Below are 24,177 nucleotides of genomic sequence, written 5' to 3'. Positions count from 1 at the left end.
ATATATAACTTAGCTAACCAGGTTATAGGGGCGCATAATATTTACCAGCAGATGGCTCCTCACTGTATATCCATCTGACGGTTCAATGAGCTCAATATGGAAGCTTTTAGGGGCCCATATGTTGGGGGCGGGAGCTGGACTGAAGGTGGGAAGTGATTGTATTGTGAGTTCCTTCCTAGTCTCGCCTGGCGCAAACATTAGCACCTGGTCTTCGAACGCTTCGTAATCAATACCTGGTATGGCTTCAAACTCGTCATTGATCAGGTCACGGGTATCCTCGGCGATCCGGATTCGGACAGATGCAGCCTTGTCAGACGAAGTTCTTGAAATTCGCAAGACAATATTGCTAAGATTCTTATCTCCGTATAGCAGGGTCACCCCATCATACCCAAACGTGAAGTAATCCCCATCAGTGTCTGTAATAGAGACATAGGCCGTTTGGTGTTTGCCCAGTTTAGCGTTCTTCACGTTCTTCAGCTGCATCCGAAAGCTTTCGACTGCTTCCGGATGAGAGTCATTGTAGACTTCGAAATATTGTCTGTATGACTTGAATGGCGAGAGGGGGGACTCGTGGTCGAAAAACGGGTCTATTTCTGTAGTTGAATAGTCGACACTCTTGTCAAAATGAATCGGCTGAAATTCAAATTGACTCGTCTTAACGATGTAGTCCTCACCATAGGTGCAACCGCAGTCTTTATATACAATATCAGCACTCACTTTGCTGCTCAAATCACCGAGCACGACAATACCTTTCTGATGTCCAAGCGCATAGTAATTATTAACGGGGCGCTTGCTTTCACCTCCGTCTACTTCACGGAGATCCCATAGAGGATCTTTCATACTGCTTTCGTGGGTGAAGGATATCACAGTTGGCTCGTCATCGAATACATAAAGAACTGCCGAATCACTTTCATAGGGATCAACCTCGGCGTTAGCCGTCTCCGGTTCCAGTGTGATTAAGTAATATTCCGTGCATTCTGTTTTGTCATCGTCTGCGATTGGAATGGTAATCATTTGCTCGGTTGAGCCGTTGGAGAAGGTCAGCCTTCCACTCAGCGGACCTACGGGGTCAATCTGACAAAGCGCCGTTGTTGGACCATAATACAGCTTCTGTTCGACTGTATAACGGACGATGGCTTCTTCGCTCCCGGATGCCAGTAGACCGTCCATTTTCACCTTCACCTGCCGGTCGCCATCTCCTTCATTTTGACCGTAGTAATTCATCCATCTCTCCTGCGATGAACGTTTTGGCAAGTCAAAATCTGTTAAACCAATTGCGACCGGCTCGGCCGCCTGCGCTGTGGAAAACTGCAGTAAGGATGCGAATACGACCAGTGCTGTAAATAAGCTGACTACTTTTTTTCTCATTCTCTTGTTCCTTTCTGCTTTATAATCGATACACTTTGTATCACAATTACTATACATTGATTAAAATTACCTATCAAGCATCATATTACCATAACAATGACTTACTGTTAAAAGTTTTGTAAAAGCTAGGTTGAGGTGTACCTCTAACTGACACAACGAAAAAGAAACCCGCAGCGTATAACTACTAAACTTTCTACAGCAGATGCTAAATATTCTAAGGTTAAAAATAAGGAAGGATTTGATAACATATTTTTGTAATCGCTTACATTTTTTTAGAAAGGAGCTGGTCGGCACTAAGTCTGGTAGCAGCACAGCATCCTGGTACGATCTTATGCTAATTCATTTCATGGGAGGTATGATGATGTTCAAAACAAAGCTATTTAAAGGAACAATGGCCCTGACCCTTGCTGCAGGCACGTTGTTGTCCGCTCACTTAGCGCCAGTGGTGAACGCAGCTGAATCCAGCTGCGTAAACGGTTATGTAGCGCTAACGTTCGACGATGGCCCGACAGGCAATACGACAAACCTGCTTCATGCCCTGAAGCAGGCTGGCTTACGGGCAACGATGTTCAATACTGGGCAGAATGCGCAGAATAACCCGCTACTAGTCCGCGATCAAGCGGCAGCCGGCATGTGGATCGGTAATCACTCCTATACGCATCCCAATATGACAACACTCAGCAGCTCCCAAATGTCATCGGAAATTATAAGAACCCAGCAGGCCATTCAGTCGGCAACCGGATCAGCTCCAAAGCTGTTCCGTCCGCCTTATGGCGCAACGAATGCAGCGTTGAAGTCTGTAGCAGCTCAGAACGGTCTCACCGAAGTGCTCTGGAACGTCGACTCCCAGGACTGGAACGGCGCCTCCACCGCCCAGATTGTGGCCGCTGCAGGCAGGCTGCAAAACGGCGATGTCTTTCTGATGCACGATCAGTACCAGACTACGCTCCAAGCCATCCCCCAGATTGCGCAAAATCTGAAGAGCCGCGGCCTTTGCTCCGGGATGATCTCGCCAAGTACCGGGCGGGCGGTTGCGCCTGACGATGGGAGCGGCGGTACTCCTTCTCCAGGTACAAGCACGAAGGTGGAAGCCGAAAGCATGACCAAGAGCGGCCCATACACATCCAGCATCAGCTCGCCATTCTCGGGAGTCGCCTTATACGCCAATAATGATTCGGTGAGATACACGCAGTATTTTGCCAGCGGCACGCACAGCATCTCCCTGCGAGGGGCTTCTAGCAACGGAAACATGGCGCGGGTCGATCTGAAAATCGGCGGTGTAACGAAGGGAACCTTCTACTTCGGCGGGAGCTATCCTGCGGTTTACACAATTAACAATGTGAGTCATGGAACCGGCAACCAAGAGATTCAGCTCGTATGCACCTCGGATAACGGGACATGGGATGTGTTAATTGACTATCTGGAGATTAAGTAACACAAAATCCTGAACAATCGGCAGCCGGGCATGCTCCATTGACGTTCCTAACAATATGGATTACCCTGTCAGCAAGGAAGTCCCGAGTGTGAAAGGGTGATGGAAGATGGAAGCGGCAGTCTGGATTGCCATCGGGCTTTGCCTGGTTGTGTCGATTGGCTTGCTGTCCAAGAAGAAAAAGTAGTCCGTGAACTTGCTCAAGGCGCCTGATGGCGCCTTGTTTGCCTGTTAGGACGTTCACCATTAATCACGGGCACATAGTTGAAGTTTCCATTCTAGCAGAATATAATGACATGGAGATGCAAGCAAAGGGGTCAGGAATCTACTATGTGTACGCTATAAACTGTAGGGGAAACCATGGTTTGAACACGTAATGAAAGTGGCAATCTGCTGCTTTTATTTGCTGTTCATATCACCTTTACAGGGTACGCGGGCAGCGGTTATCATAAACCCAGCATGCGAATACCTGGCAGGTATTCGTTTTTTTTATGGGGAAATGCATCTCAATTGATTCCTGTCTGAATATCCTCCACACCGCAAAAGGAGGAACACGATGATTACATTAAAGAATAAAATAGCAGTTGTAACGGGTGTTAGCAGATCAACAGGGATCGGTACCGCGATATGCCGGTCACTTGCCAGCTTTGGCGCAGATATTTTCTTTACACATTGGAGTGCATTTGATGCGAAAGAAGGTAATGGTCTTGATCCCGGGTGGCCAGAAGCTTTAAAGAGAGAGCTGGAAACCATAGGTGTTCGGGCGTTCCATATGGAAGCCGATTTAGCAAAGGTAGAATCGCCTTCTCTGATCATGGATCAAGCAGAACAAAAACTTGGTACACCTGCGATATTAATAAACAACGCGACATTCGAAAGCCCTGCAAATTACAAGATGCTGGATGCACTTACACTTGACAACCACTATGCCGTCAATGTTCGTGGAACAATCCTGCTTACTGCCGAGTTCGCGAGGAGGTTTGAGACCAATATGCCGCAGGGAACTGTTGGCAGGGTGATCTTTATGTTATCTGGAGGTCCGGATCCGAACAACCTGGCTTATATTACGACGAAATCAGCATTAACGGGGATCGTTGAGCCTCTCTCCGTCGGACTAGCGCATTTAAACATAACTGTAAACGGGTTTAACCCTGGACCGACAGATTCCGGCTGGATGAATGAGGATATGAAGCAGCATTTTCTGGGAATGTTCCCGATGGGGAGAATAGGTACACCGCAGGATGCTGCACGCGGCGTCGCTTTGCTGGTGAGTGATGAATCCCAGTGGATTACCGGACAAGTCATTAAGTCAGAGGGTGGATTTCTTGGAAGATAATATTGACATTAAGCATACGACCCGGGAAGAAGTATTAAGCGGCGGGAATGTAAACCATATCGTCCGTGTTGGAGATACCGTCCGGCGCCCTACAGGTTATTGGAGTCCAAGTGTCCATGAACTTCTTAAACATTTGGAACAGCAAGGCTTTGAAGGAGCACCAAGATTTCTCGGAATCGATGATAATGGCCGTGAAATATTGACTTTTGTTACGGGTGAAATCAATCAGCCTGAACTCGAAACGCGCATATGGTGGACAGACGAAACGCTTACCGGCTTTGCATGCCTTTTACGTCAGTTCCATGATGCAACTCAAACCTTTAAGCCCGGCAGTGAGGCTAAATGGCAGCTTACTTACGCTAACGTTGCCGAGCACGAAGTGATCTGCCATAATGACGCAGCGTTTTATAATCTTGTCTTTCAGAATGGGAAGCCAGCGGCGCTGATCGATTTTGACATGGCAGGTCCGGGTCCACGCTTGTGGGACATTGCTTATACCCTGTATACCTCGGTGCCGCTTGGCGGTTTCACGCCTGATTTCTCTTCTGGAGCAATGGAGGTCGTACCTTATCAGCATGACAAACATGCTGCAGAGCGCATTCGAAAAATCCGTCTGTTCTTTGAAGCCTATGGTATTCCTGTTCCCAGCAATCTGCAGGAGTGGATAATCGAACGATTAATGGTACTGTGTGAAACGATCAAGAAATTTGCCGCTAACGGAAACCAGGCCTTTCAGAAGATGATTGATGAGGGGCATTTGGCGCATTATGAGAGTGAAGTTCACTTTATAAGAGATCATTTCGGTGAATGGGAAATAATCTGAAGCACTATCATCAACTGCGCAATCGAAAAGAAATCCCCTTATCCCTGAAATGATAGTATAGAAGCATCAAGTCCAACTATTATTAAGGGAGCTGTTGCGTAATGTCCATTCGTTTGAACCCTTACTTGAATTTCGACGGTAACACCAAAGAGGCCGTCCTATTTTACGAGAAAGCGCTTGGCGGAACGTTGCTCGGTATGATGAAATTCGGCGATATGCCAGAGGACCCGGAGCATCCGATGACGGAGGAAATGAAGGAACGCATCATGCATGCCCACTTGCAGGTCGGCGACTCTGAGCTTATGTTTTCCGACACGTACCCAGGTATGCCATATCAGCCGGGTGATGCCGTGCAGATCGCGATTCATCCCAGTGATGAGACAAGAGCGAGAGAAATCTTCTCGGCCTTGGAAGAGGGAGGGCAAGTCCTCATGCCGCTGCAGAAGACAGACTGGAGTCCCTTGTACGGAATAGTTAAAGACAAGTTCGGTGTTACCTTCCAAGTGAACGTCCCAATAGAAACTGGATGTGTCTAGAATGTCAGGCAGTCGGCGAGTACGCCGGCTGTCTTTTTTTATATATTCTATCTATAGCTTTGGGTTATAACCAGCTATAACTTATTGGTAGTCCATTATAACAGATCTATTATGTTATCTTTGAACCAATCATTAAACACTCAACAGCTAAGGAGATTTATCTTATGAGCACACAAATTGCACCCAAACAGCGTTCCGTTAGTCCGTTCCGATATGACATTGTTGGCAGCTTTCTGCGTCCCAGAGCGTTGAAGGATGCGAGGCGCCAGTTTCAGGATGGTGACATCACAGCTGATCAGCTTAGAGAAGTGGAAGATGCTGAAATCATTAAGCTTGTGAGTAAGCAAAAAGAGATTGGTCTTCAAGCGGTGACCGACGGGGAGTTTCGCCGCTCCTGGTGGCATTTAGACTTTTTCTGGGGTTTTGACGGCGTAGAACGGATTGTTCTCGATCAAGGCTACCAATTTAATGGCGCGCAGTCCAGACCAGAGACAGCTCAGTTGACTGGTAAAATACGCTACAGCAGTCACCCGTTTGTGTCCCATTACACGTTCTTGCAGAAGATTGCAGGAGATGATGTGATAGCACGCCAGTCCATTCCAGCGGCTGCGCAGTTCCTGTTCGAGCTGGACAGAGAAGAAAATCAGGCGAGCACTAAAGCGATATACAAGGACCGTGAAGAGCTTGTGTCCGACATTGCCAAGGCGTATAAGGCCGCGATACTTGAGCTCTATGCAGCGGGCTGCCGCAGCATCCAGATCGATGACTGTACATGGGGAGCGCTGTGCGACGAACGTTTCATGACTGTCATGAATCAGCTTGGCATGAACCTTGCTGAATACGCGAACGAATTCGCAAGGCTGAATGAAGAAGTTGTCGCCGGTCTGCCTGACGATTTGGTTGTTACGACACATGTGTGCCGCGGCAATTATGTATCCACTTATGCGGGAGTCGGAGGAGGCTATGAGCCGATCGCCCAGACGCTGCTTAGTATCGATAACTATTCCGGCTTTTATCTGGAGTATGATACCGATCGCGCTGGTGATTTCAAGCCGCTTCGCTTCCTGAAGGACAATCAGCAGGTCGTGCTTGGTCTGTTCTCTTCCAAGTTTGGCGAGCTCGAAGACAAGGAAGAGATCTTGAAACGTATTGAGGAAGCAACGCAATATGTCGACCTGGAAAGGATTTGCCTTAGCCCGCAATGCGGCTTTGCTTCTACAGAGGAGGGCAACCACCTGACCGAGGAGCAGCAATGGCGCAAGCTTGCTTTCATTAAAGAGATTGCTGAAGAGATCTGGAAGTAAGCGGTAACCCGCAGGTATCAGTAAATTACAATAGTTAAGATATAGAACATGGCTGTCGAGACCGACCTCGGCAGCCATTTTTGCATCCATTGAAGTCATTCTTCACATGTTCTTAATTGCAAAGTTCAGTTAGTAGTCATACAATTAGACTATAGTTGAAAGCGCTATCGATTGAGTGGAAAATGAAACCATTGATCCGCGTTTCGTAATCGAAGATTTTTATGACGACTAGCACAGTTTCATAGGAAAGGATGATTCTTATATGGGAGAGAATGTAATGGGCGACTATACGGAGAAGGTTGTAAAGATTAATCATCATGGCAGAGAAATCCATGGTGTATCCTATATGCCGGAAGGTGAGGGCAAGCACCCGATCGTCATCTTCAGCCATGGTTATAACGGCACGCATGCAGACTTTACGCTTAACAGCCGGTATCTTGCTTCGAATGGGGTAGGAGCATACTGCTTTGACTTCTGTGGCGGGTCCGTCAATTCGCAGAGTGACCTTCAGACGACGGAGATGACTATATTTACAGAAAAAGAAGACCTGTGTGCTGTAATCGACAGCGTGAAGCAGTGGGAGCAGGTGGATGCCAGCAGCATTTTCCTGTTTGGAGGCAGCCAGGGCGGCTTGGTCACTGCATTGACCGCTGATGAGCGCAGGGAGGATGTTAGAGGCGTTCTCTTGTTATTCCCGGCATTCCTGATCGCCGATCAATGGAATGAAAGATTTCCCTCGCTTGAAGATATTCCGGACACGCAAGAGCTGTGGGGGATGACGCTCGGTAGAGTCTTCTTTGAAACGATTCACGGGTTTGATGTATACAAGCATATCGGCAAGTACGACAAGAATGTTCTGATTTTCCACGGAGATCAAGATTCGGTTGTGCCGCTGGCAATCGGCGAGAAGGCTCTGGAGCTGTATCCTCATGTGAAGCTTGAAGTTTTCCCCGGTGAGGGACACGGCTTCTCTGAGGCAGGCAGTCAGCGTGTAACGGAGATGACGTACGAATTTGTGAAAGCGAATTTATAGGCGGAAAAATAAAGCCAGCAGGGCAGGGATGCCATGCTGGCTTTAAACTGCGTCAAGATTCATCTGGAGCTGTAACGTATGCCTCCAGCAGGGCTTATTGATCCTGATCCAGCTGAGCAATCCAGTCTTGAATGGCCGCTGCCGTCTCTTCGATTTGCTGCTCACCGGATATCGCAGGCTGCTGGTCGCCTTGCTGCATTCCGTAGGAGCCGAATTGGCCATGATTTCCTCCGTCAATCTCCACATAGATGGTATCCTCAGGTAAATTCACTCTGGAGCTTTCCCAAACCTCCCGGTTCAGCACAGCATCGTTGGTTCCCGTAATTTGCAGGACTGACAGCTCTGTATCCCGGATTGCAGCTTGTTCATCGGCATAGGACGCCAGGAAGAATACACCTTGAAGCTTATCGGCATGCGCGGCAGCATACCTCGAAGCGAAGACACCGCCTAATGAATGCCCGCCGATAACGAATGCTTCCTCAGGATATTGCGAAACGAATGAATCCGCCTTATTCTCACCGAAGATAGCCAAGTTCAAGGGCATGTCCGCGATGAACACCCGATGCCCCGCTTCAGCAAGCTCCCTCGCCAACGGCGAGTAGCTCACCGGTTCAACTAACCCTCCAGGATAGAAAATAATATTGGGCTCCTTCACTGGACCGTCTGCATATTCAAACTTATAGCCGCCTTTCACTTCCGTTACCGTCACCTTGCTGTCACTTTGCAGGCCTGCTTGAGCGATAAATGAAGGCTGGTAGGTGACAGACTTCAGATAGATATAACCGGCAGTTAAACCCAGAATGATAATAATGCCTACCCAAAGTAATATTTTCTTCCATTTACTTGTTCGAGCTGCTTTATGTGGTTTTGTCTGCACGATGATCTGCTCCCTTACTCTGGTTGTCTGGTATAACAAGCAAGCAACCAGCTATACGCTGGCTTACATATAACCGCGCACAGCTCTGCTGCGCGCTTCCTGATTGGCACTGCGGAGTGCGCTCTTGGCTTCACCATAGTCAGCTGTTCGAATCGCCTCATAGATCTTCCGGTTGAGTGCCGTCATGGAATAGTGGGGCTGGGTGGGCGTCAAGCTGTAATTGACCATGGCGGCCTGCTTGAACTTGTCATGCAGCGAGTCGAACACCCGCAGCATAATCACATTATTCGCGGCTCCGATTACGCCCTTGCAGAACGCAAGCCCGTGATCGACATACGCCCCATAGTTACCCTGCGCGGTGGCGTCCTCCTGCAGCCGCAGGCGTTCGCCAAGCATCGCCAGATCAAAGGCTGTTTCCTTCTCCGTGACGAGATCAATGCTTGCGGTCTGCAGCATCAGAATCATCTCGTACGTATCCAGCATGTCCTTGAACGGAATATCCTTCACTAGCACGCCCCGGTTCTTCAGCGCCTGCAGATAGCCTTCCTGCTCGAGCCGGGAGACTGCGGAGCGAATCGGCGTGCGGCTCATTCCCATCTCCGCGGCAAGCTCATTCTCCGATAGCACGGAACCGGGCAGCCGGTCACCTCTAACAATTTGTTCTCTTATATAATGATAAGCCGTTTCGACCATAGAATTTGCCGCCATAGATAATCCTTTCCTCTCCCCAAATCAATATATTGTCCATACTACAGGCTGTCTCTATCAGGTGCAAGCATCTGCTAAAGGCGGCCAAGCCTGTTTACAATTTCTTATTCTCTCCTTGATGTCCGCTTGATGGTTGGCCGTTATGATCATCTTGTATCCAAGTTGTATCCAAGTAGAAGCTTATCATTTCAGGGAGGTTTATTACAATGAGAAAATGGATGTTACTGCTTGCTGTCATCACCGTATTTACGGCCATCGTAACGGGATGCGGCTCGCAGGCGGCTTCAGCGCCGGACAAGTTCGTGATTGCCTATCTGCCGCAGGAGTCGGACACGCAGACGCAGCAGACGTACAAGGATTTTGAGAACAAGCTGTCTGAGGCGATCGGCGTGCCGGTCGAATCGTATAAGGCGACCAGCTATAATGCAGCAATTGAGGCTATGAAGAACAACAAGGCGGACCTGGCTATGTTCGGACCGTTCTCTTATATCGTAGCGGTAGAGCGCGCTGGCGTCGAACCGATCGTCGGCGTATCGATCCCGGCTCTGGCGAACGCGCCGGCTTCGGTTATTATCGTACCGAAGGATTCTCCAATCCAAACGCTGGAAGATTTGAAGGGCAGAACATTCGGCTTTGTCGATCCGGTCAGCACGACCGGCCATCTGTTTCCGAAGGCGACACTCGTGAAGCAGCTGGGTGTTACACCAGAAGAGCTCGATACCTCCTTCTTCAAGAGCGTCCAGTTTGCGGGCAAGCATGATAACGCTGTGCTCGGAGTGGTACGGGGACAGTATGACGCGGCTGCGGCATCTGCCATCATACCGGACATGCTGGTCCAGCGCGGTATTATTGAGAAGGATTCCTATCGCGTGCTGGCGGCAAGCGAAGCCATGGCGCCCATAACACCGTTTGCAATACGAAGCAGCGTCCCGCAGGAAATGAAGGACCAGGTGAAGAGCTTCCTTCTCGGTTACGAGGACCCGAATTATTTCAAGGCCGTCATGGGCTCGGACCAGGCGAAATTCGTAGACATAGCGGACAGTGACTTTGATCCGATCCGGGAGACGGCTGAGCTGCTTAACCTGAGCCCAGAGCAGCTGCTCGAGAACTGATGCTGTGAAGGAGAACTAGTCATGTTGAAGTTAACTGTTATACCCGGCGGTGCGCAGGCCCGCCGGAAGAGGAGGGCGAAGCAGTGGGCTGCGGCAGCAGCCCTTCTCCTGCTGACCGTTCTGTCACTGGTGTATATCCGGTTTGACGCGGCTGAGTTTATACTTGGCATCCCGACCTTCCTGCGGTTCCTGTTCAGCGATTTCCTGCCGCCGGATCCAGCCAACCTGCAGGGCTATATCAAGCCGGTGGCCGATACGTTCATCTATGCTGTTATTGCGACATTCTGCTCGTCGGTGCTCGGCGTCTGCCTGGCGCTCTTAATGGCGCGCACGACAACGCCGCATCCGCTTGTCCGGACCGTACTGCGGGGCTTGATATCGTTCCTTCGCAATATTCCTTTTCTGGCATGGGCCTCGCTGCTGGTCGTCATCTTTGGCGTCGGCACGACGGCAGGGCTGATTGCGCTTATCGTATTCGGCTGCGGCTTCCTTGCCCGGCTGTACGCGGAGTCGATAGAAGAGCTTGACCAAGACAGCATGGAGGCGCTTGAATCCTGCGGAGCAACCTATGGACAGCGCATTAAGCATGCCATCATCCCGCAGTTTCTGCCGGCCTTCTATTCCTGGACGCTGTTCATGTTCGAGATTAACATCCGGGCTTCGGCGGTACTCGGACTTGTAGGAGCAGGGGGCATCGGCGCATTGATCAAGCAGACGATGGATCTGTTTCAGTACGGGAAGACGTCGATGGTTATTGCCATTATGGTGGCGATGATTCTGCTGGTCGAGCTAATGACGAGCCGGATTAGGAGGCGATTGATCTAATGGCGGTACGAAAAATTCCGATCGCGCACAAGGCGACACAGCGGCAGCAGCGGATGCTGGGCATCAGCTCGCTGCTTCTGCTCGGCATCAGCCTTTACTGTGCGGATCTTGATATGAAGCAGATTGCTGCAGGTATGGAGCGGCTTCCAGCCATTGGGAGACAGCTGGCGCAGCTGTCGTTCACGAACGGGGGCGAGCTGCTGCGCGAGCTGGTGACCTCGATTGTCGTGGCCTTCCTCTCCGTCATTCTTGGTGTTGTGGCCGCCCTGTTCCTGGCATTCCTTGTGGCGGCTAATACGACACCAAACCGGTTGTTCGGAAGGGTGCTTAATGCTGTATTCGTCATTATCCGGACAATACCAACAACGATCTGGGTGCTGCTCGCCGTTGCCAGTATGGGCTTCGGTCCGATGGCAGGCGTGCTCGGCCTGATGTTTCCCACCGTGTCCTACCTGATCCGCACATTTGCTTCCCAGATTGAGGAGGCGGGGGGCGAGACAATCGAAGCCATCCGGTCTGTGGGCGGTACCTGGTGGCATGTCATAGCCAAGGGGCTGCTGCCGACGCTGCTTACAGCATTCATGGCGACTACGGCGTTCCGGTTCGAGATCAGTGTTGCCGAATCCGTTATTCTCGGAATGGTGGGCGCAGGCGGCATCGGCTCTCTGCTGCAGGGGTACATCAGCTATTACCAGTTCGCAGATTTATCGCTCGGCATTCTGATGGTATTCTTCACGATGTTCCTGCTGGAGATGGGTACGGTCCAGATCCGGAAGCGGATGGGCAGGCAAAATTAAGGAGGCGGCATAATGGAACCGATTCTGACGATACAAGGGCTGAAGAAACAGTATTCGGCGGGTACATGGGGCTTGAATGGCATCGAGCTGACTGTGCAGCCGGGTGAATTCATTGCGGTCATCGGACCGAGCGGCGCGGGCAAGTCTACACTGCTGCGATGCATGAACCGGCTGATTGAGCCGACAGAGGGAAGCGTTACCTTCCTTGGCGAGGATGTGGTGCATGCGAACAAACGTCAGCTCCGCAGTATCCGGGCGCGGATGGGGATGATTTTCCAGCATTACAATCTTGTCTACCGTTCCAGTGTTCTGGAAAATGTGCTGCACGGCCGGCTTGGCTATATAGGCTCGCTTGCGGGCATGCTGGGCCGCTATCCAGAGGCCGATAAGGAGGAAGCCATTGCGCTCCTGCAAAAGGTCGGGCTAGAGAACGAGGTCTACAAGCGTGCGGATGAGCTTTCCGGCGGACAGAAGCAGCGCGTTGGCGTCTGCCGAGCGCTTGCTCAGAAGCCATCGCTGATACTCGCTGACGAACCAATTGCTTCCCTTGATCCCAAGTCGTCGAAGACCGTAATGGATGCGATTCACACAAACTGCCGGGAACAGGAGATCGCCTGCCTGGTCAATCTTCACCAGGTCGATTACGCGAAAGCCTATGCGACACGCATCGTCGGGATCAAGGCAGGACGAGTCGTCTTCGACGGACCAGTTGAGCAGCTGACGAGCGACATCACGCAGTATTTATATGAGGGTCAGGAGCATGAGATGTTCCACAAAGCAGCCATCTAATCAGATAGGCGAGGCAATACATTTTAACGGAAATGAGAGGGTGTTTAGATGAGCAGCTATGCTGTATATCCGGATGGCCGGATGATTCCGTATGAAGGGGTACACAATTTTCGCGATATGGGGGGTTATGAGACCGGAGAAGGGAGGAGGGTCAAATACGGGCTGTTCTTCCGCTCGGCTGAGCTGCACGGTCTGACGCCAGCCGATCTGGAGCATCTGGAGACCCTCGGCATCAAGACGGTACTCGATTACCGGCATGAGCAGGAAGCTGCGCGGAAGCCCAATCCAGACATTGCCGGCGCTGCGTACGAGTGCATCCCTGCGCTGGCTGTCGATCCGTCGGTACCCGTATCTGCAGCAGGCTCGATCGAGGAGCTTCTGGCCGGCGGACTGCCGGCTGCGTTCGGACCGGACATGCTGGCCGGCTTCTATGCGAAGCTGCCATTCGGGAACGCTTCGTATCAGCGGCTGATGGCTGTCATACAAGAACCGGTTCGCCTCGGCCTCCTGCATCATTGTGCGGCTGGCAAGGACCGAACGGGTGTGGGATCGGCACTGATCCTGCTGGCACTCGGCGTGCCGGAAGAGACGGTCATGGCCGATTACCTGCTCACCAATGAAGGACTTGCTTCGTTCACAGCAGCAATCAAGGCGCGCCTTGCGCCTTATCTCGATGAGCAGGGGCTGGTGAGCTTCGAAGCGATGATGGCGGCTAAGCCGGCTTATTTGGAAGCAGCGCTTGATGCAATCAAAGGCCGTTATGGAAGCTATGACGCTTACTTTGAGCAGGAATTCGGCCTAACGGCTGAGCGGCTGGGCAAGCTGCGGGCGTATTGCTTGGAGTAGATTGTACAGGAGAATTGCAGGCGAAAGTGAAATATGCGGCTTATACGTGAATGTTAAGGAAGGCAGCCGAACGGCTGCCTTTTTACTATGTCTGCTAATTATAGTTCAAGTTATGGACTTGCATGGCTGTAAACTGATAAGCTGGGAATGAATCAACAATCGAAGGCAAGTTAGACTAGACGGGGGCATACTTCGTGGATATTGTAAAAGAAATGACCCATGGTCCTTACATACGCTATGAACTCGGACTCCAAAATCTGGTGGGTGAGGCCTATCGATGCGAGAGTCTTCGAAGAGCGCGGACCATATACCGTTCCATCTTTGAACCCGAGGACAATGTGATTTTTATCCATCGCACCAGCTATTACAGGTGTGATCGACAAGCCGGGAAGGTTCGGTTAAAACGCTTTTTCAGAGCAAGATTACCACAAGTACGATCGCGCATCCTGCCATATGAATTTGATGAATTGGATGAAGATCTTTGCACAAGAGAATGGTCTGTCGAAGTTAAAGCGAAGGAAATCCGAGTGCCCTATCTGCTTGAAGCCATTGAGAATACCGACTTCATGCGTAAACCTGCCTCCGGGGGACGGATTTACCTGTATAACCAAACAAAAGACATATTGTTTCACATGTATGACGACCGGGGCTGTGATGTTTTCAGTTCTGATAAAAACTCTCTTCTGCCGCTTTACCATTTGCACCGAAAATGGATCCTTGATTATAACCGATACGAGATTGACGGCTTCTTAGGCAAAGGACTCGCCGGTATCATTGAAACAGGCGAAGAACAGAAGAATCGGCGGAAATACAATGACAGGAAAGCTGCGGATTTGGGAATCAACCTAAGACGCGCTAATATCTGTCACATTACGCATTATTTCAAGATACCGTCCATCCATGCCGACAAGTTTGAAGAGGAAATCTCGTTGACCTCGTTCACTGTCCAGCGTATTTTATCAACAGATGACCAGGTTACGTTCACTGCTGCCAAAACAGAAGCTTTGGCGCTTATTGATTATCAAACTCATCTTATGAGCATGTACGGCAAAAAATATGGCAGCTATAACGGATGGAGCATTCTATAGAAAAACAGTCTTCCGAGACTTGGTCCTCTGTTCGAACCGCGCTCCACATCATCCTTGCTGGGAGGATATGGAGCGGCAGATTAGAATGAAAGCATTCCTGCTTATTGTGCCGGCGAGTATTCTTCGTCCAGGAAGGCTTGAATGGCTTGAAACGCCTGCAGCCTGTTTTTCTCCAACAGGACCATGTGCGTTCCTTCACCTATTTCTACCCAGCGGCGGTAGGCGGCACCGGTGAGGGAAGTAAAGAAATGCTGCGCCAGTTCAAGAGGCACGTCGATATCCCATTCCGCATGCACAAGTAGTACGGGCACTGTGATGCTCCCGGGTTCATAGAAGGCTTTGCCAGCCGCCCAATATTCGCGGATATCCTGAATCGGCCCGTTGGCTGCCCGAATGTGCCCGGGGTGTACGGCCTTTGCCTTAGGGTCAGATGCCAGTGTTGCCTCGACCCATTGCTCGAACCAGCCATCTGGGATCAGCCCGTCTCGTTTTCCTTCTGGAGCTGCGCTTAACCAGCGCTCCTTCGTCGTGCCTGCTGCAACAAGACGGTAGGAGCCAAGCGGGCCGCCCGTATCGATCGGCACAGGCTTGGTGCTTAGCCACTGCGGCGCAACAAGAGTCAGCTTGTTCACTTTGTCGTTATTGCGGCTGGTGTAGGCACCTGCCACCGTTCCGCCCCAGGACATGCCGAGGATATTCACCTTCGTCAGCCCGCGCCGGTTCAGGACATAATCGACCGCTGTGCCAACGTCCCGAACTCCAGTCTCGGTGCCGGCAAGCGGCGGATTCTGATCCGCCGGCTGCTCCATCTCAGGCGGCCTTGTCGAGCCGCCGTAGCCGCGAACATCGACGGCATAGACATCATAGCCATGGCTGGCGAGGTAATCTAGAAACGTATAGCCGTCCAGCTCCACATCGTACAGACTCGCGGTTGAATAGGTTGCGCCATGCACCATGACAATTGTTTTCTCATTCGAGAACGTATCCATAGCAGCCGGACGCTTGTTGCGAATCGATAATTCGATACCAGCCGTATCACTGGCAATCATAAGGTCTTCGGTAACGATCGGAACATGCGCCAGAAATTTATTATTCATCGGATTATGACCCTCCTTCATGAAATTAGATGAAGCTCCATTTGAATCCATTGCCTTCTCGAGTCACGTAACCTGCGGCGCTCTCGGGGAAATGGGTGCTGAAATAGATGACGGGGCGATCGGCAATATGCTCAAGAACAAAGCGGCGTGAGGCACGGGCCTGATCTTCGAATTCACAATACATGGAATTCCATTCGGGATGGAGCACTTGGAAAGGATGATGCATCACATCAGCGCCGAACAACGCTTCTTCTCCGCCTGATCTCAGGCTGATGGACATTTGCCCGATGCTGTGGCCTGGTGTCGGGATGAATGTAAAGCGGTCAAGAAATACGCCGCCTTCCGGGCCGATTGTTTCGGCTAATCCGGCTTCAATAACAGGCAGGACGCTTTCCTCGAATACATTAAAATCCGCCTCGTTTTTGGAATTGTGGCTTGCTGTGCTGCCGTAATATTCCTGCTCCTTAAGCGGGAAGACATATCTGGCATTCGGGAATGTCGGGACCCAATGTCCATCGACAAGTTTGGTATTCCAGCCCACATGATCCACATGGAGATGGGTCAGCAGGACGTAATCTACCTCCTCTGGCGTAACCCCGGCATCCTTCAGCCGCTCCAGATAAGGCAGCTGGAGGTTGGCGAGATCCGGGTTTAGGGGCAGATTCTTGTCATTACCGGTAGCGGTATCGATCAGTATCGTATGTTCGGGTGTCTTGACGACCCAAGTACCGATGGTTACGATGAGCTGTGCATTGCTGTCAATCAGACCAGCTGGAAGGGAGTCGTTATTCGATTCCAAGAAGTCGGGATCCCACGATCCGGGAAAATAGATCTCTGGGGACACGCCGCCGATCACCATTTCGGTAACGCGGGTAACGGTGACATCGCCTACGCGGTAAACCTTGGGACGATCGCTCATTGTATATCCGCCTCCTGCAATTAATACATGTAAAAAAGTAAGTATTCATATAAATTTCGCTGTAGTTGAAAAATGATATGGAATGAGTCTAGTGGAAATGCCCCGGGAACGAATTCGCACTTTAACTTTGATAAAAGCTTAATCCAATAATGGTGTCAAATCAACGTTTTTACAGCGTAAAACACACACCCCGAAAGGGCTTGATATCACTAGATAATTTCACTATGATGAACCTAATAATTTCGCTCACAGCGAAAATAATTTCGGTAATCAGGAGACCTGCCTATGAAATCAATCGGTGAAGTAATTCGCAGCACAAGGAAAAAGCAGAATTTAACGCTTAAAGAAGTCACACAAGCAGCCTCAATTTCGCTGTCATTTCTAAGTGAAATCGAACGAGATAAAGCCAATCCTTCCATTAGCGTCTTGAAGCGCATCGCCAATGCGTTGAACGTTAATTTCACAGATCTATTCGGCGAGGAGAAGCAAAGTATTGTCATTAGGAAACATGAACGTAAACCACTGGTGCATTCAGAGGGATCCCGAATTACGTGGTATGCCCTCAGTCAAGGAAGCGCCAACAAAATGGGAGCTATCTGGGGCGTGCTCGAAGAGGGGGCAACCTCCGGTGAAGTGGGCGTAGGCCATAGCGAAGGTGAAGAATTTCTACTTGTTCATTCCGGAAGGCTGGAGTTCTTGCTCGGCAATGATCGTTACACGCTGGAAGAGGGAGACAGCATCTATTACGATGCAAGAACGCCGCATAGCTACAAGAATATCGGGAAAGGCGAGACACTGCTGCTGGCGGTTTCGACGCCCGCTTCTTTCTGATAGATGTCCATCATCCTTAATACGGAGGGTGAATTGATTCAGCTGGAGACCAATAGGGAGTCACATCATCCCATCAAGCCACCTTTGATTAAAGGTGGTTTGATTGTGCAGAAGTACTAGTGGGGTTAAGGGGAGGTATTGACGATTATGGATCGCCTTGATATATTGACAGATAGTAATTATTTCGATTAGCGAAAGGTAATAACGATAGGGTGTTTGCAGCTTACGTGAAGTTTAAGATCAAGATCCCTGTACATAGTCATTGCTGAGAGACACGCCAGTGCTTCCCGTATGGAACCAATCCATGAAGAAAGCGGAAGGTGATGAAGCATGTTAAGGAATGAGCCTGACTTTGTATACTTGCAAATGAACTACAATGTTTCTCTCCAGCATCGCGAGAATGCCTTGTATACCGTGCGTTTGAAGGATCTGGCAGACCAAGAACATATGGAACAATTTGTTCAATTCTTCGTGCCATTATGGAGGGCGAAGAGTCCTGTTGTCGCGGCGGCACACTTGGGGAGCTGGCTCGGTGCCTTGTGTACGTCGTTACAGGACAGCATCTCACGTTTCGATCGCATACCTGTACTGACACTGGAGCGTTTAAGTCTGCAAATTTATGAGGAAGAGGGTCGCCGCAGGCATGCTTTCCATATTTCAGATCCAGAAACGGAGGAAGTACCGGTTAAGAATCGGGCAATATGGCGTAACAGAATGCTTGCATCATTCTATAGCGAGGTCATCAGACCATTGCTGGAGACGGCTTCTCATGCAACCGGTGCTCCGGTCAGAGAGCTGTGGGGGCAGTTCGTTATCCGCATGTACAATGAACACGAGCGTTGGCTGCAAGATGCAGCTACAGAACAGCAGAAGCGCAGGCTTGGTGACGACTTCGAGGCGCTCCGAAGCGGTTTGCCGCCGTCTGTCTTCGGACTGCCTAAGAACCCATTTCATGTACCTATTCGCTGGATCGACAACCCCTATAAGGAGGGAGAATTAATCCGAATGCGAAGTGCTTGCTGTCACGCTTACTACACTGAAAGCGGTCAAGGCTATTGCTACAGCTGCCCGCGTATGAGCGAGGAAGAACGCAGGGCGAAGCGGCTGATGTTGATAGCACAAAATGCTTGAGTAACGTCAGAGGAAAGATCATCCTTCCAAAATATAAGGAGCCGCATGCTTGCGGCTTTTTTCAGTTGGGCGGTATGCGGACTACACCTGTTAAACGTCTTGCAGAATTGTAAGATAAGTTTATATTTACAATAAATTCAAGTGGACATACAATTAGATTACACGAATGACCCCTGCGAAATCATTGACCCGAGGCGTTCCGGAACCTTTAGTCCCTTGCTGCAGCATGCTCAAAGCAGTTAATCTTGGCAGTCTAAGGAGGAGACAATAATGGCATTAACAATTAAGTCTTCGAACGCGCTTTTTAAAGACTCCGTTACACTTGCTGAATTCCTGGAAACGACGAACCAACTCGAACTCTCATTAGCAGAACGCCGCACCATCATAGACCAGGCACTGGTACTAATTGACTCTGTATACGTTCACCTGCCGCTCAAACAAGCCATGTATGCCATCAACCCGGTTCAAAAGCTGAAGATTCTGCGCCGCCAAATGAACACCCTGACAGAGCGGGAGTTTCACTGCGAAATGCTTCAAATTTTCAAAGAATTGCGCGATCTGCATACCAACTATATTTTGCCTGCCCCATATAATCTGTCTACTGCGTTCCTGCCATTCCTCATGGAGGAGTACTATGATGGCAATGATCAACGGCATTATATCGTTACCAAGCTGATCCCCGGCTTCGAACACGATACGTTTAAACCTGGGGTCGAAATCACCGATTGGAATGGCGTCCCGATTGACCAGGCAGTGGCCATTAATGCCGACCGTGAAGCAGGCAGCAACAAGGCAGCCCGCCACGTGCGAGGGCTGGACGCCATGACTGTAAGACCGCTTGCCATGTCGCTGCCGCCAGCCGAGCATTGGGTCATTGTCGGGTACAGCAGCGATAACAAGGACTACAGCATCCAGCTGCCCTGGCAGGTGAATCAGATCAGCTCATTCCATGCAATTTTAGCGCCGGCCGCAACCGGGGAGTATGCAGCTGCTAACGGGCTGGACCTTAATATGGAGCTTACTAATAACGCCCGAAAGGTGCTATTCTCCCCAAGCGCCATTGATGTGAGCAAAGAGGCTGCCGATCTCCGTTCAGCTGACGAGCCGCTCAACGAGAAGAAGAAGGACTTCTTCAAGAGCAGAAGCCGTTACCCGGACACCTTTCAATTTCGTCCAGTAGATACTCCACATGGTCAGATTGGATACCTGCGTATAAGGACCTTCAGCGATCCGGAGCCGGACGCTTTTGTGAATGAGGTCATCCGAATATTGAAGCTGCTGCCTGAGAAAGGTGTGATTATTGACGTACGCGGGAATGGCGGCGGGATCATTATGAACGGCGAACGACTGCTGCAGCTCTTCAGCTCCAACCAGATTGAAGCCGAACGGCTGCACTTTATTAATAACGAAATAACTCTTGCTATTGCTAATTCAGATGAGTTAGGCGGGTTTGCCAAACAATGGGTCAACTCGATTGACCTCTCCACAATTACCGGCTCCATCTACTCGCAAGGCTTCACTATTGAATCTCCTGAGCTCACCAACAGCATAGGAAGGCAGTATAACGGCAGCGCTGTCTTGATTACAGACGCCCGCTGCTACAGTACAACCGATATCTTCGCAGCAGGCTTTCAGGACAACAAGATCGGCAAAATACTCGGGGTAGATGATAATACTGGAGCGGGCGGGGCCAATGTGTTCACACACGACCTGTTAAGAGCTCTTCTGCCAGGGCCAGACTCTCCTTTCCAGGAGCTGCCCGGCGGTACATTCATGCGGGTTGCTATCCGTCAGACGACACGTGTAGGTGATAAAGCCGGTCTGCCCCTTGAGGACCTGGGAATACAGCCTGACGCCATTCACCGCCTGACCCGCGATGACGTGCTGAGCGATAACCGCGACCTGATTTCTGCTGCAGCTGCACTGCTGCTGCAATCGCAGGGCGACACGCAATAAATGATTAGCAAGCGGGCCTCCTTTGTGGGGGTCCGTTTTTTATGGGGAAAGGTTAACGCCGACACAAACACGAAGGCACAAGTGGATAGGGGATTTGGAGATATTATTAAAGCGATGATCATTAACATTCGTTCAGCGCTTTTTAATGCTTGCTTACTGAACCATTATTCAAGTTATGACCATATAAGGATGAACGGGCGATGAAGAAAGGAGAAGATAATTGGATATCGAAGAGCTTCACGAGTTAATGGAGCAGCATGGCAAGGCGCTATATGGATTTTGCCTTAGACTTATGGGAAATAAGGAAGATACAGATGATCTCTACCAGGAAACGTTGCTCAAGGCGATCGAAGGGCATTCAAAAGTAGACCGAAATCGGAATCCGAAAGCTTTCCTCCTGTCAATTGCAATCGGACTCCGCAAGAACCAGCGCCGGAAGTTCTCCTGGAGGCAGAGAATCGCGCCCACGGTAGCGTTCAACGAAGCCGCCGACACTTCTTACATGTTCACTAAAGAAGATTCGCCTGAAGATGCTGTGCTTACTATGGAGCTGCGCTGCAAGATTCAAGCCGCCGCGGACGGTCTTTGCGATAAATTGAAAATTCCGCTGTATATGTACTATACCGCGGATATGTCTATCGAGGAAATCGCATCCGTATTGAAAATCCCGTCTGGAACGGTTAAAAGCAGGCTATATCAAGCCAGAAAAGCAATGAAAAAGGAATTGGAGGTGGATACCCTGTGAGCGACTCCGATAAGTGGGACCGACTGCTTCGGCAAGCACTGGCTTCGGATGCTGAGCCAGAAGAGCAATTGAATAGATACATCATTAACCGGTATAGGGAGGGAAGGAAAACAAAGCCCCCTTATATCAAAAGATTTTCTATAGGAGTGCTGGTTACTGTGTGTATGCTTGTTATGTCGATGTCTGCATTTGCAGCCATAAAGCTTATAAGTTCCCAGCAGATAGCCGGACATTTAGGAGAAGAATTATTGGCTGAAGCTTTTGCAAGCAGCAACGCGGTTGAAATCAATGAGTCCGTTGTTTCTAAAGGCTATGAGATTACGTTGCACGGCATCGTCTCAGGAGCCGGGTTGCAGGAACTGGAAAGTCCGTCGAGTGATTTGTCCCCAGAGAAAACTTATGCCGTCGTATCCATTGCCAAGGCGGATGGAAGTCCTATGCCCACAGCGAATGATCTGGAATACAAAGAGGTCCCTTTTTTCGTATCGCCTCTCATCAAGGGTTTAGAGCCTTGGCGGTACAACCTCGCCTCGATGCACGGCACATATAGTGAAATCGTAACGGACGGTATCATGTATAGAATCATCGAATGCGATGAAGTGGAAATGTTTGCTGACAAGGGCGTGTATCTGGCCATTATCAGCGGCTCGAGCTTCTTCAGTATTGATGCGATCACGTACGATGAAAAGACAGGTAAAATGAGCGTCCGTCCGGACTATCAGGGGGTTTCCGTATTGTTCGATCTTCCTCTGGATAAGTCGAAAGCTGATCCGGCAAAGGCAGATGCGTATTTACGGAAACTGATGAAACCCGAGGAGACCGACGGCGATTCAGCAGTTGAAATGGCAAGAAAGGCAAAGCAATGGAAGATTAAATTCTCCCAAGGCAAAGGAACAACAATCCCTGGATCTGTACAAAAAGTAACCTACGATGAACAAGGGAGAATCATTTACAAGTATGGTGACTGGAAAATTAAGATACCCCCTGATCAATTGCCGGAAGAACAGACGGGCGATATACCTATCCAATTCAGTGAGAGAGAAGATGGAAAGGTAATGGTGCTTGTATTTACGGTAGAGGATAACGGCGATATCACTGGTAAAGTGGTTGAGGTTGAGCATTGACAGATGATGCAAGACGAGGCTGGCGGCAAATCCGGCAGCCTCGTTTCATTTTGGTATAAAAGGATGCTTTAAATACGAGTCATAAGATTGTTGTATACACTTTCAACATTCGCTATAATTTAAATTGTAAGCGTTTGCCAAGAGTGGGGCGTTTACACATAGATCATTTCCAAAGAAGGAGGTGTGCTGCCAGAGATTGCTGCTAGACTGTTAGACTAGCCGTTCGAACGGGCAGGCAAATAATGATTTGGAGGGATCTAGTGAAGATGAAATTAAGGAAATGGAAGGTTTCCCTGATTGCTGTATTGTGCATGACACTCGTGGCGGGTGTGTATGTTCCCGGTAACAGTTACAAGGCCTATGCGGCTGAAACCGTTAACGCACGTGATTTTGGCGTGAGGGCGGGGGTGACCAGTGATCAATCGGCTGCACTGCATGCGGCCATGAAGCATTTTTATGACAGAGGCGTTCAAGGAACGGTGTATCTTCCGGCGGGCACTTACTATGTGGATAATGCAGTGCGTTTACATGCGGGTGTGAGCCTGGTCGGAGACGGAATGGGGAGGACGATCATCAAGAAGACGGGCACGGTGGGCAGCTATGTATTCGGCAATCCGATCCTGCGGGGGAACAATGACCTGAACGCGACGGTCTCTTACCTGACAATTGATGCGGATCGTACAAACCGTGCTGCACGCGGTCTTGGTCAGGTCGGCGGCATTAATATCGATGCAGACATCCGCAGGCTGACCCTCTCCAATGTAGAAATACGGGATACGACGATTGGTGCGCTGCTGAGAAGAACGAAGGATTCGGTTATTACGAACAGCGTGTTCGACCGGACCAGCGGACATGCGATTGCAGCAGGGCATGAGAGCTACCCGGTCGGGGAATTCCGCAATGTCCAGATTACCAAGAACCGCATCACGAATTCCACCGGCGGCAGCGGTATTAACTTGTCCCGAGCAGCCCACTCTGTCGTAACGGACAATGAGATTATCAACAGCGTGCAGCAAAGCGATACGTACGGCGGTATCCGCATTCCTAACGGCGGTGAATACAATACGGTCAAGAATAACCGGATTGTTAACTACCCGCGAGGGATCTTTCTGACCACCGGCGCCAGATACAATACGATTGAGAATAACACGATTGTGGATTCCCGCATTCATGGTATCCTGGTTGAATCAAACAACAACTACTTCAGAGGAAACATCATTCAGCAGGTGAACACATCGCTCAATCCGGAGACGATCCGCCTGTCTAATGCAAGCAGCAATGAAGTTTCCGGCAATCGCATGTCAACCTATTCCAGCTTCCGGAATTTCGGAATCCGTGTGACAGGCAACTCGAACAACAATCAGATTCTGAACAACGTTACGAGTACGTCCGGTACGTCTGTCAGTATCGAGGGCGGCAGCGGCAATACTGTACGGGGCAACACGAATACGCGCTAGGCGCTGGAAGAGCCTCAGGCTGCAGTAACTTTGAAGGAGTCAT

Annotated in this window: 23 protein-coding genes; 18 read left to right on the top strand and 5 right to left on the bottom strand. The window is 50.1% G+C overall.

What is annotated here, in order from left to right; all coding sequences use genetic code 11:
• Positions 1-9: 9 nt before the first annotated feature.
• Positions 10-1,368 carry a Calx-beta domain-containing protein gene (locus tag DNH61_RS04400; protein ID WP_181438577.1) on the bottom strand — a complete coding sequence of 453 codons (1,359 nt, stop codon included), beginning with the start codon at positions 1,366-1,368 and terminating at the stop codon, positions 10-12.
• Between the two features lie 361 nt (positions 1,369-1,729).
• Between DNH61_RS04400 and DNH61_RS04395 the strand changes: the two genes are divergently transcribed.
• From DNH61_RS04395 to DNH61_RS04365, 6 genes are all read left to right on the top strand, one after another.
• Positions 1,730-2,803, top strand: a complete 1,074-nt coding sequence (locus DNH61_RS04395; RefSeq protein WP_111145460.1) for a polysaccharide deacetylase family protein — start codon at positions 1,730-1,732, stop codon at positions 2,801-2,803.
• 553 nt (positions 2,804-3,356) lie between these two features.
• Positions 3,357-4,136 carry an SDR family oxidoreductase gene (locus DNH61_RS04385; protein WP_111145459.1) on the top strand — a complete coding sequence of 260 codons (780 nt, stop codon included), beginning with the start codon at positions 3,357-3,359 and terminating at the stop codon, positions 4,134-4,136.
• Complete coding sequence (locus tag DNH61_RS04380; RefSeq protein WP_245947930.1) at positions 4,126-4,959, top strand: aminoglycoside phosphotransferase family protein; 834 nt, start codon at positions 4,126-4,128, stop codon at positions 4,957-4,959. Before DNH61_RS04385 ends, DNH61_RS04380 begins: the two co-directional genes overlap by 11 nt.
• A gap of 101 nt (positions 4,960-5,060) precedes the next feature.
• Complete coding sequence (locus DNH61_RS04375) at positions 5,061-5,495, top strand: VOC family protein (RefSeq protein ID WP_111145457.1); 435 nt, start codon at positions 5,061-5,063, stop codon at positions 5,493-5,495.
• A gap of 164 nt (positions 5,496-5,659) precedes the next feature.
• A complete protein-coding gene (locus DNH61_RS04370) occupies positions 5,660-6,799 on the top strand; it encodes a 5-methyltetrahydropteroyltriglutamate--homocysteine S-methyltransferase (RefSeq protein WP_111145456.1) in 1,140 nt (379 codons plus the stop codon).
• Positions 6,800-7,061: 262 nt separating this feature from the next.
• Positions 7,062-7,832 (top strand): alpha/beta hydrolase family protein, encoded by a 771-nt coding sequence (locus DNH61_RS04365; RefSeq protein ID WP_245947928.1) that lies wholly within the window; start codon positions 7,062-7,064, stop codon positions 7,830-7,832.
• 94 nt (positions 7,833-7,926) lie between these two features.
• On the opposite strand, the gene DNH61_RS04360 is transcribed toward DNH61_RS04365, so the two are convergent.
• Entirely contained in the window at positions 7,927-8,709 is a 783-nt protein-coding gene (locus DNH61_RS04360; protein WP_111145510.1) for an alpha/beta hydrolase, read from the bottom strand.
• Between the two features lie 63 nt (positions 8,710-8,772).
• Entirely contained in the window at positions 8,773-9,417 is a 645-nt protein-coding gene (locus DNH61_RS04355; RefSeq protein ID WP_111145455.1) for a GntR family transcriptional regulator, read from the bottom strand.
• Between the two features lie 206 nt (positions 9,418-9,623).
• Between DNH61_RS04355 and DNH61_RS04350 the strand changes: the two genes are divergently transcribed.
• The 6 genes from DNH61_RS04350 (at position 9,624) to DNH61_RS04325 (ending at position 14,874) form a co-directional block, all read left to right on the top strand.
• A complete protein-coding gene (locus DNH61_RS04350) occupies positions 9,624-10,529 on the top strand; it encodes a phosphate/phosphite/phosphonate ABC transporter substrate-binding protein (protein WP_111145454.1) in 906 nt (301 codons plus the stop codon).
• Between the two features lie 21 nt (positions 10,530-10,550).
• Entirely contained in the window at positions 10,551-11,354 is an 804-nt protein-coding gene (gene phnE, locus DNH61_RS04345; RefSeq protein ID WP_111145453.1) for a phosphonate ABC transporter, permease protein PhnE, read from the top strand.
• On the top strand, positions 11,354-12,151 hold the full coding sequence (locus tag DNH61_RS04340) for a PhnE/PtxC family ABC transporter permease (protein ID WP_111145452.1): 798 nt from the start codon (positions 11,354-11,356) through the stop codon (positions 12,149-12,151). The genes phnE and DNH61_RS04340 overlap by 1 nt, the downstream gene beginning before the upstream one ends.
• 12 nt (positions 12,152-12,163) lie before the next feature.
• The gene (phnC, locus tag DNH61_RS04335; protein ID WP_111145451.1) at positions 12,164-12,940 is read left to right on the top strand and encodes a phosphonate ABC transporter ATP-binding protein; all 777 of its coding nucleotides are present in this window, start codon (positions 12,164-12,166) and stop codon (positions 12,938-12,940) included.
• A gap of 48 nt (positions 12,941-12,988) precedes the next feature.
• Positions 12,989-13,786, top strand: coding sequence for a tyrosine-protein phosphatase (locus DNH61_RS04330; protein WP_111145450.1), 798 nt, complete (start codon positions 12,989-12,991; stop codon positions 13,784-13,786).
• A 194-nt stretch (positions 13,787-13,980) separates the two neighbouring features.
• Entirely contained in the window at positions 13,981-14,874 is an 894-nt protein-coding gene (locus DNH61_RS04325; RefSeq protein ID WP_111145449.1) for a DUF3885 domain-containing protein, read from the top strand.
• Positions 14,875-14,975: 101 nt separating this feature from the next.
• Here the strand turns inward: DNH61_RS04325 and DNH61_RS04320 are convergent, their stop codons facing one another.
• Together DNH61_RS04320 and DNH61_RS04315 are read right to left on the bottom strand one after the other, a co-directional pair.
• Positions 14,976-15,971: an alpha/beta hydrolase gene (locus DNH61_RS04320; RefSeq protein WP_111145448.1), complete on the bottom strand. Its 996-nt coding sequence runs from the start codon at positions 15,969-15,971 to the stop codon at positions 14,976-14,978.
• A 25-nt stretch (positions 15,972-15,996) separates the two neighbouring features.
• On the bottom strand, positions 15,997-16,890 hold the full coding sequence (locus tag DNH61_RS04315; RefSeq protein ID WP_111145447.1) for an MBL fold metallo-hydrolase: 894 nt from the start codon (positions 16,888-16,890) through the stop codon (positions 15,997-15,999).
• A gap of 285 nt (positions 16,891-17,175) precedes the next feature.
• Here DNH61_RS04315 and DNH61_RS04310 point away from each other — a divergent pair, with 285 nt between their 5' ends.
• From DNH61_RS04310 to DNH61_RS04280, 6 genes are all read left to right on the top strand, one after another.
• On the top strand, positions 17,176-17,721 hold the full coding sequence (locus DNH61_RS04310; protein WP_111145446.1) for a helix-turn-helix domain-containing protein: 546 nt from the start codon (positions 17,176-17,178) through the stop codon (positions 17,719-17,721).
• A gap of 330 nt (positions 17,722-18,051) precedes the next feature.
• The gene (locus tag DNH61_RS04305; protein ID WP_111145445.1) at positions 18,052-18,852 is read left to right on the top strand and encodes a hypothetical protein; all 801 of its coding nucleotides are present in this window, start codon (positions 18,052-18,054) and stop codon (positions 18,850-18,852) included.
• Positions 18,853-19,122: 270 nt separating this feature from the next.
• Positions 19,123-20,808, top strand: a complete 1,686-nt coding sequence (locus DNH61_RS04300) for a S41 family peptidase (RefSeq protein WP_111145444.1) — start codon at positions 19,123-19,125, stop codon at positions 20,806-20,808.
• A gap of 220 nt (positions 20,809-21,028) precedes the next feature.
• The gene (locus DNH61_RS04290; protein ID WP_111145442.1) at positions 21,029-21,553 is read left to right on the top strand and encodes an RNA polymerase sigma factor; all 525 of its coding nucleotides are present in this window, start codon (positions 21,029-21,031) and stop codon (positions 21,551-21,553) included.
• The gene (locus tag DNH61_RS04285) at positions 21,550-22,677 is read left to right on the top strand and encodes a hypothetical protein (RefSeq protein WP_111145441.1); all 1,128 of its coding nucleotides are present in this window, start codon (positions 21,550-21,552) and stop codon (positions 22,675-22,677) included. Before DNH61_RS04290 ends, DNH61_RS04285 begins: the two co-directional genes overlap by 4 nt.
• Before the next feature lie 266 nt (positions 22,678-22,943).
• The gene (locus DNH61_RS04280) at positions 22,944-24,134 is read left to right on the top strand and encodes a glycosyl hydrolase family 28-related protein (RefSeq protein WP_111145440.1); all 1,191 of its coding nucleotides are present in this window, start codon (positions 22,944-22,946) and stop codon (positions 24,132-24,134) included.
• Positions 24,135-24,177 lie beyond the last annotated feature (43 nt).

Origin of the sequence: Paenibacillus sambharensis (genome assembly GCF_003233845.1) — a bacterium.
Classification (GTDB): domain Bacteria; phylum Bacillota; class Bacilli; order Paenibacillales; family Paenibacillaceae; genus Paenibacillus_I; species Paenibacillus_I sambharensis.
The sequence above is the reverse complement of the archived record's forward strand: the minus strand, read 5'-3'. Positions and strand labels throughout refer to the sequence as shown.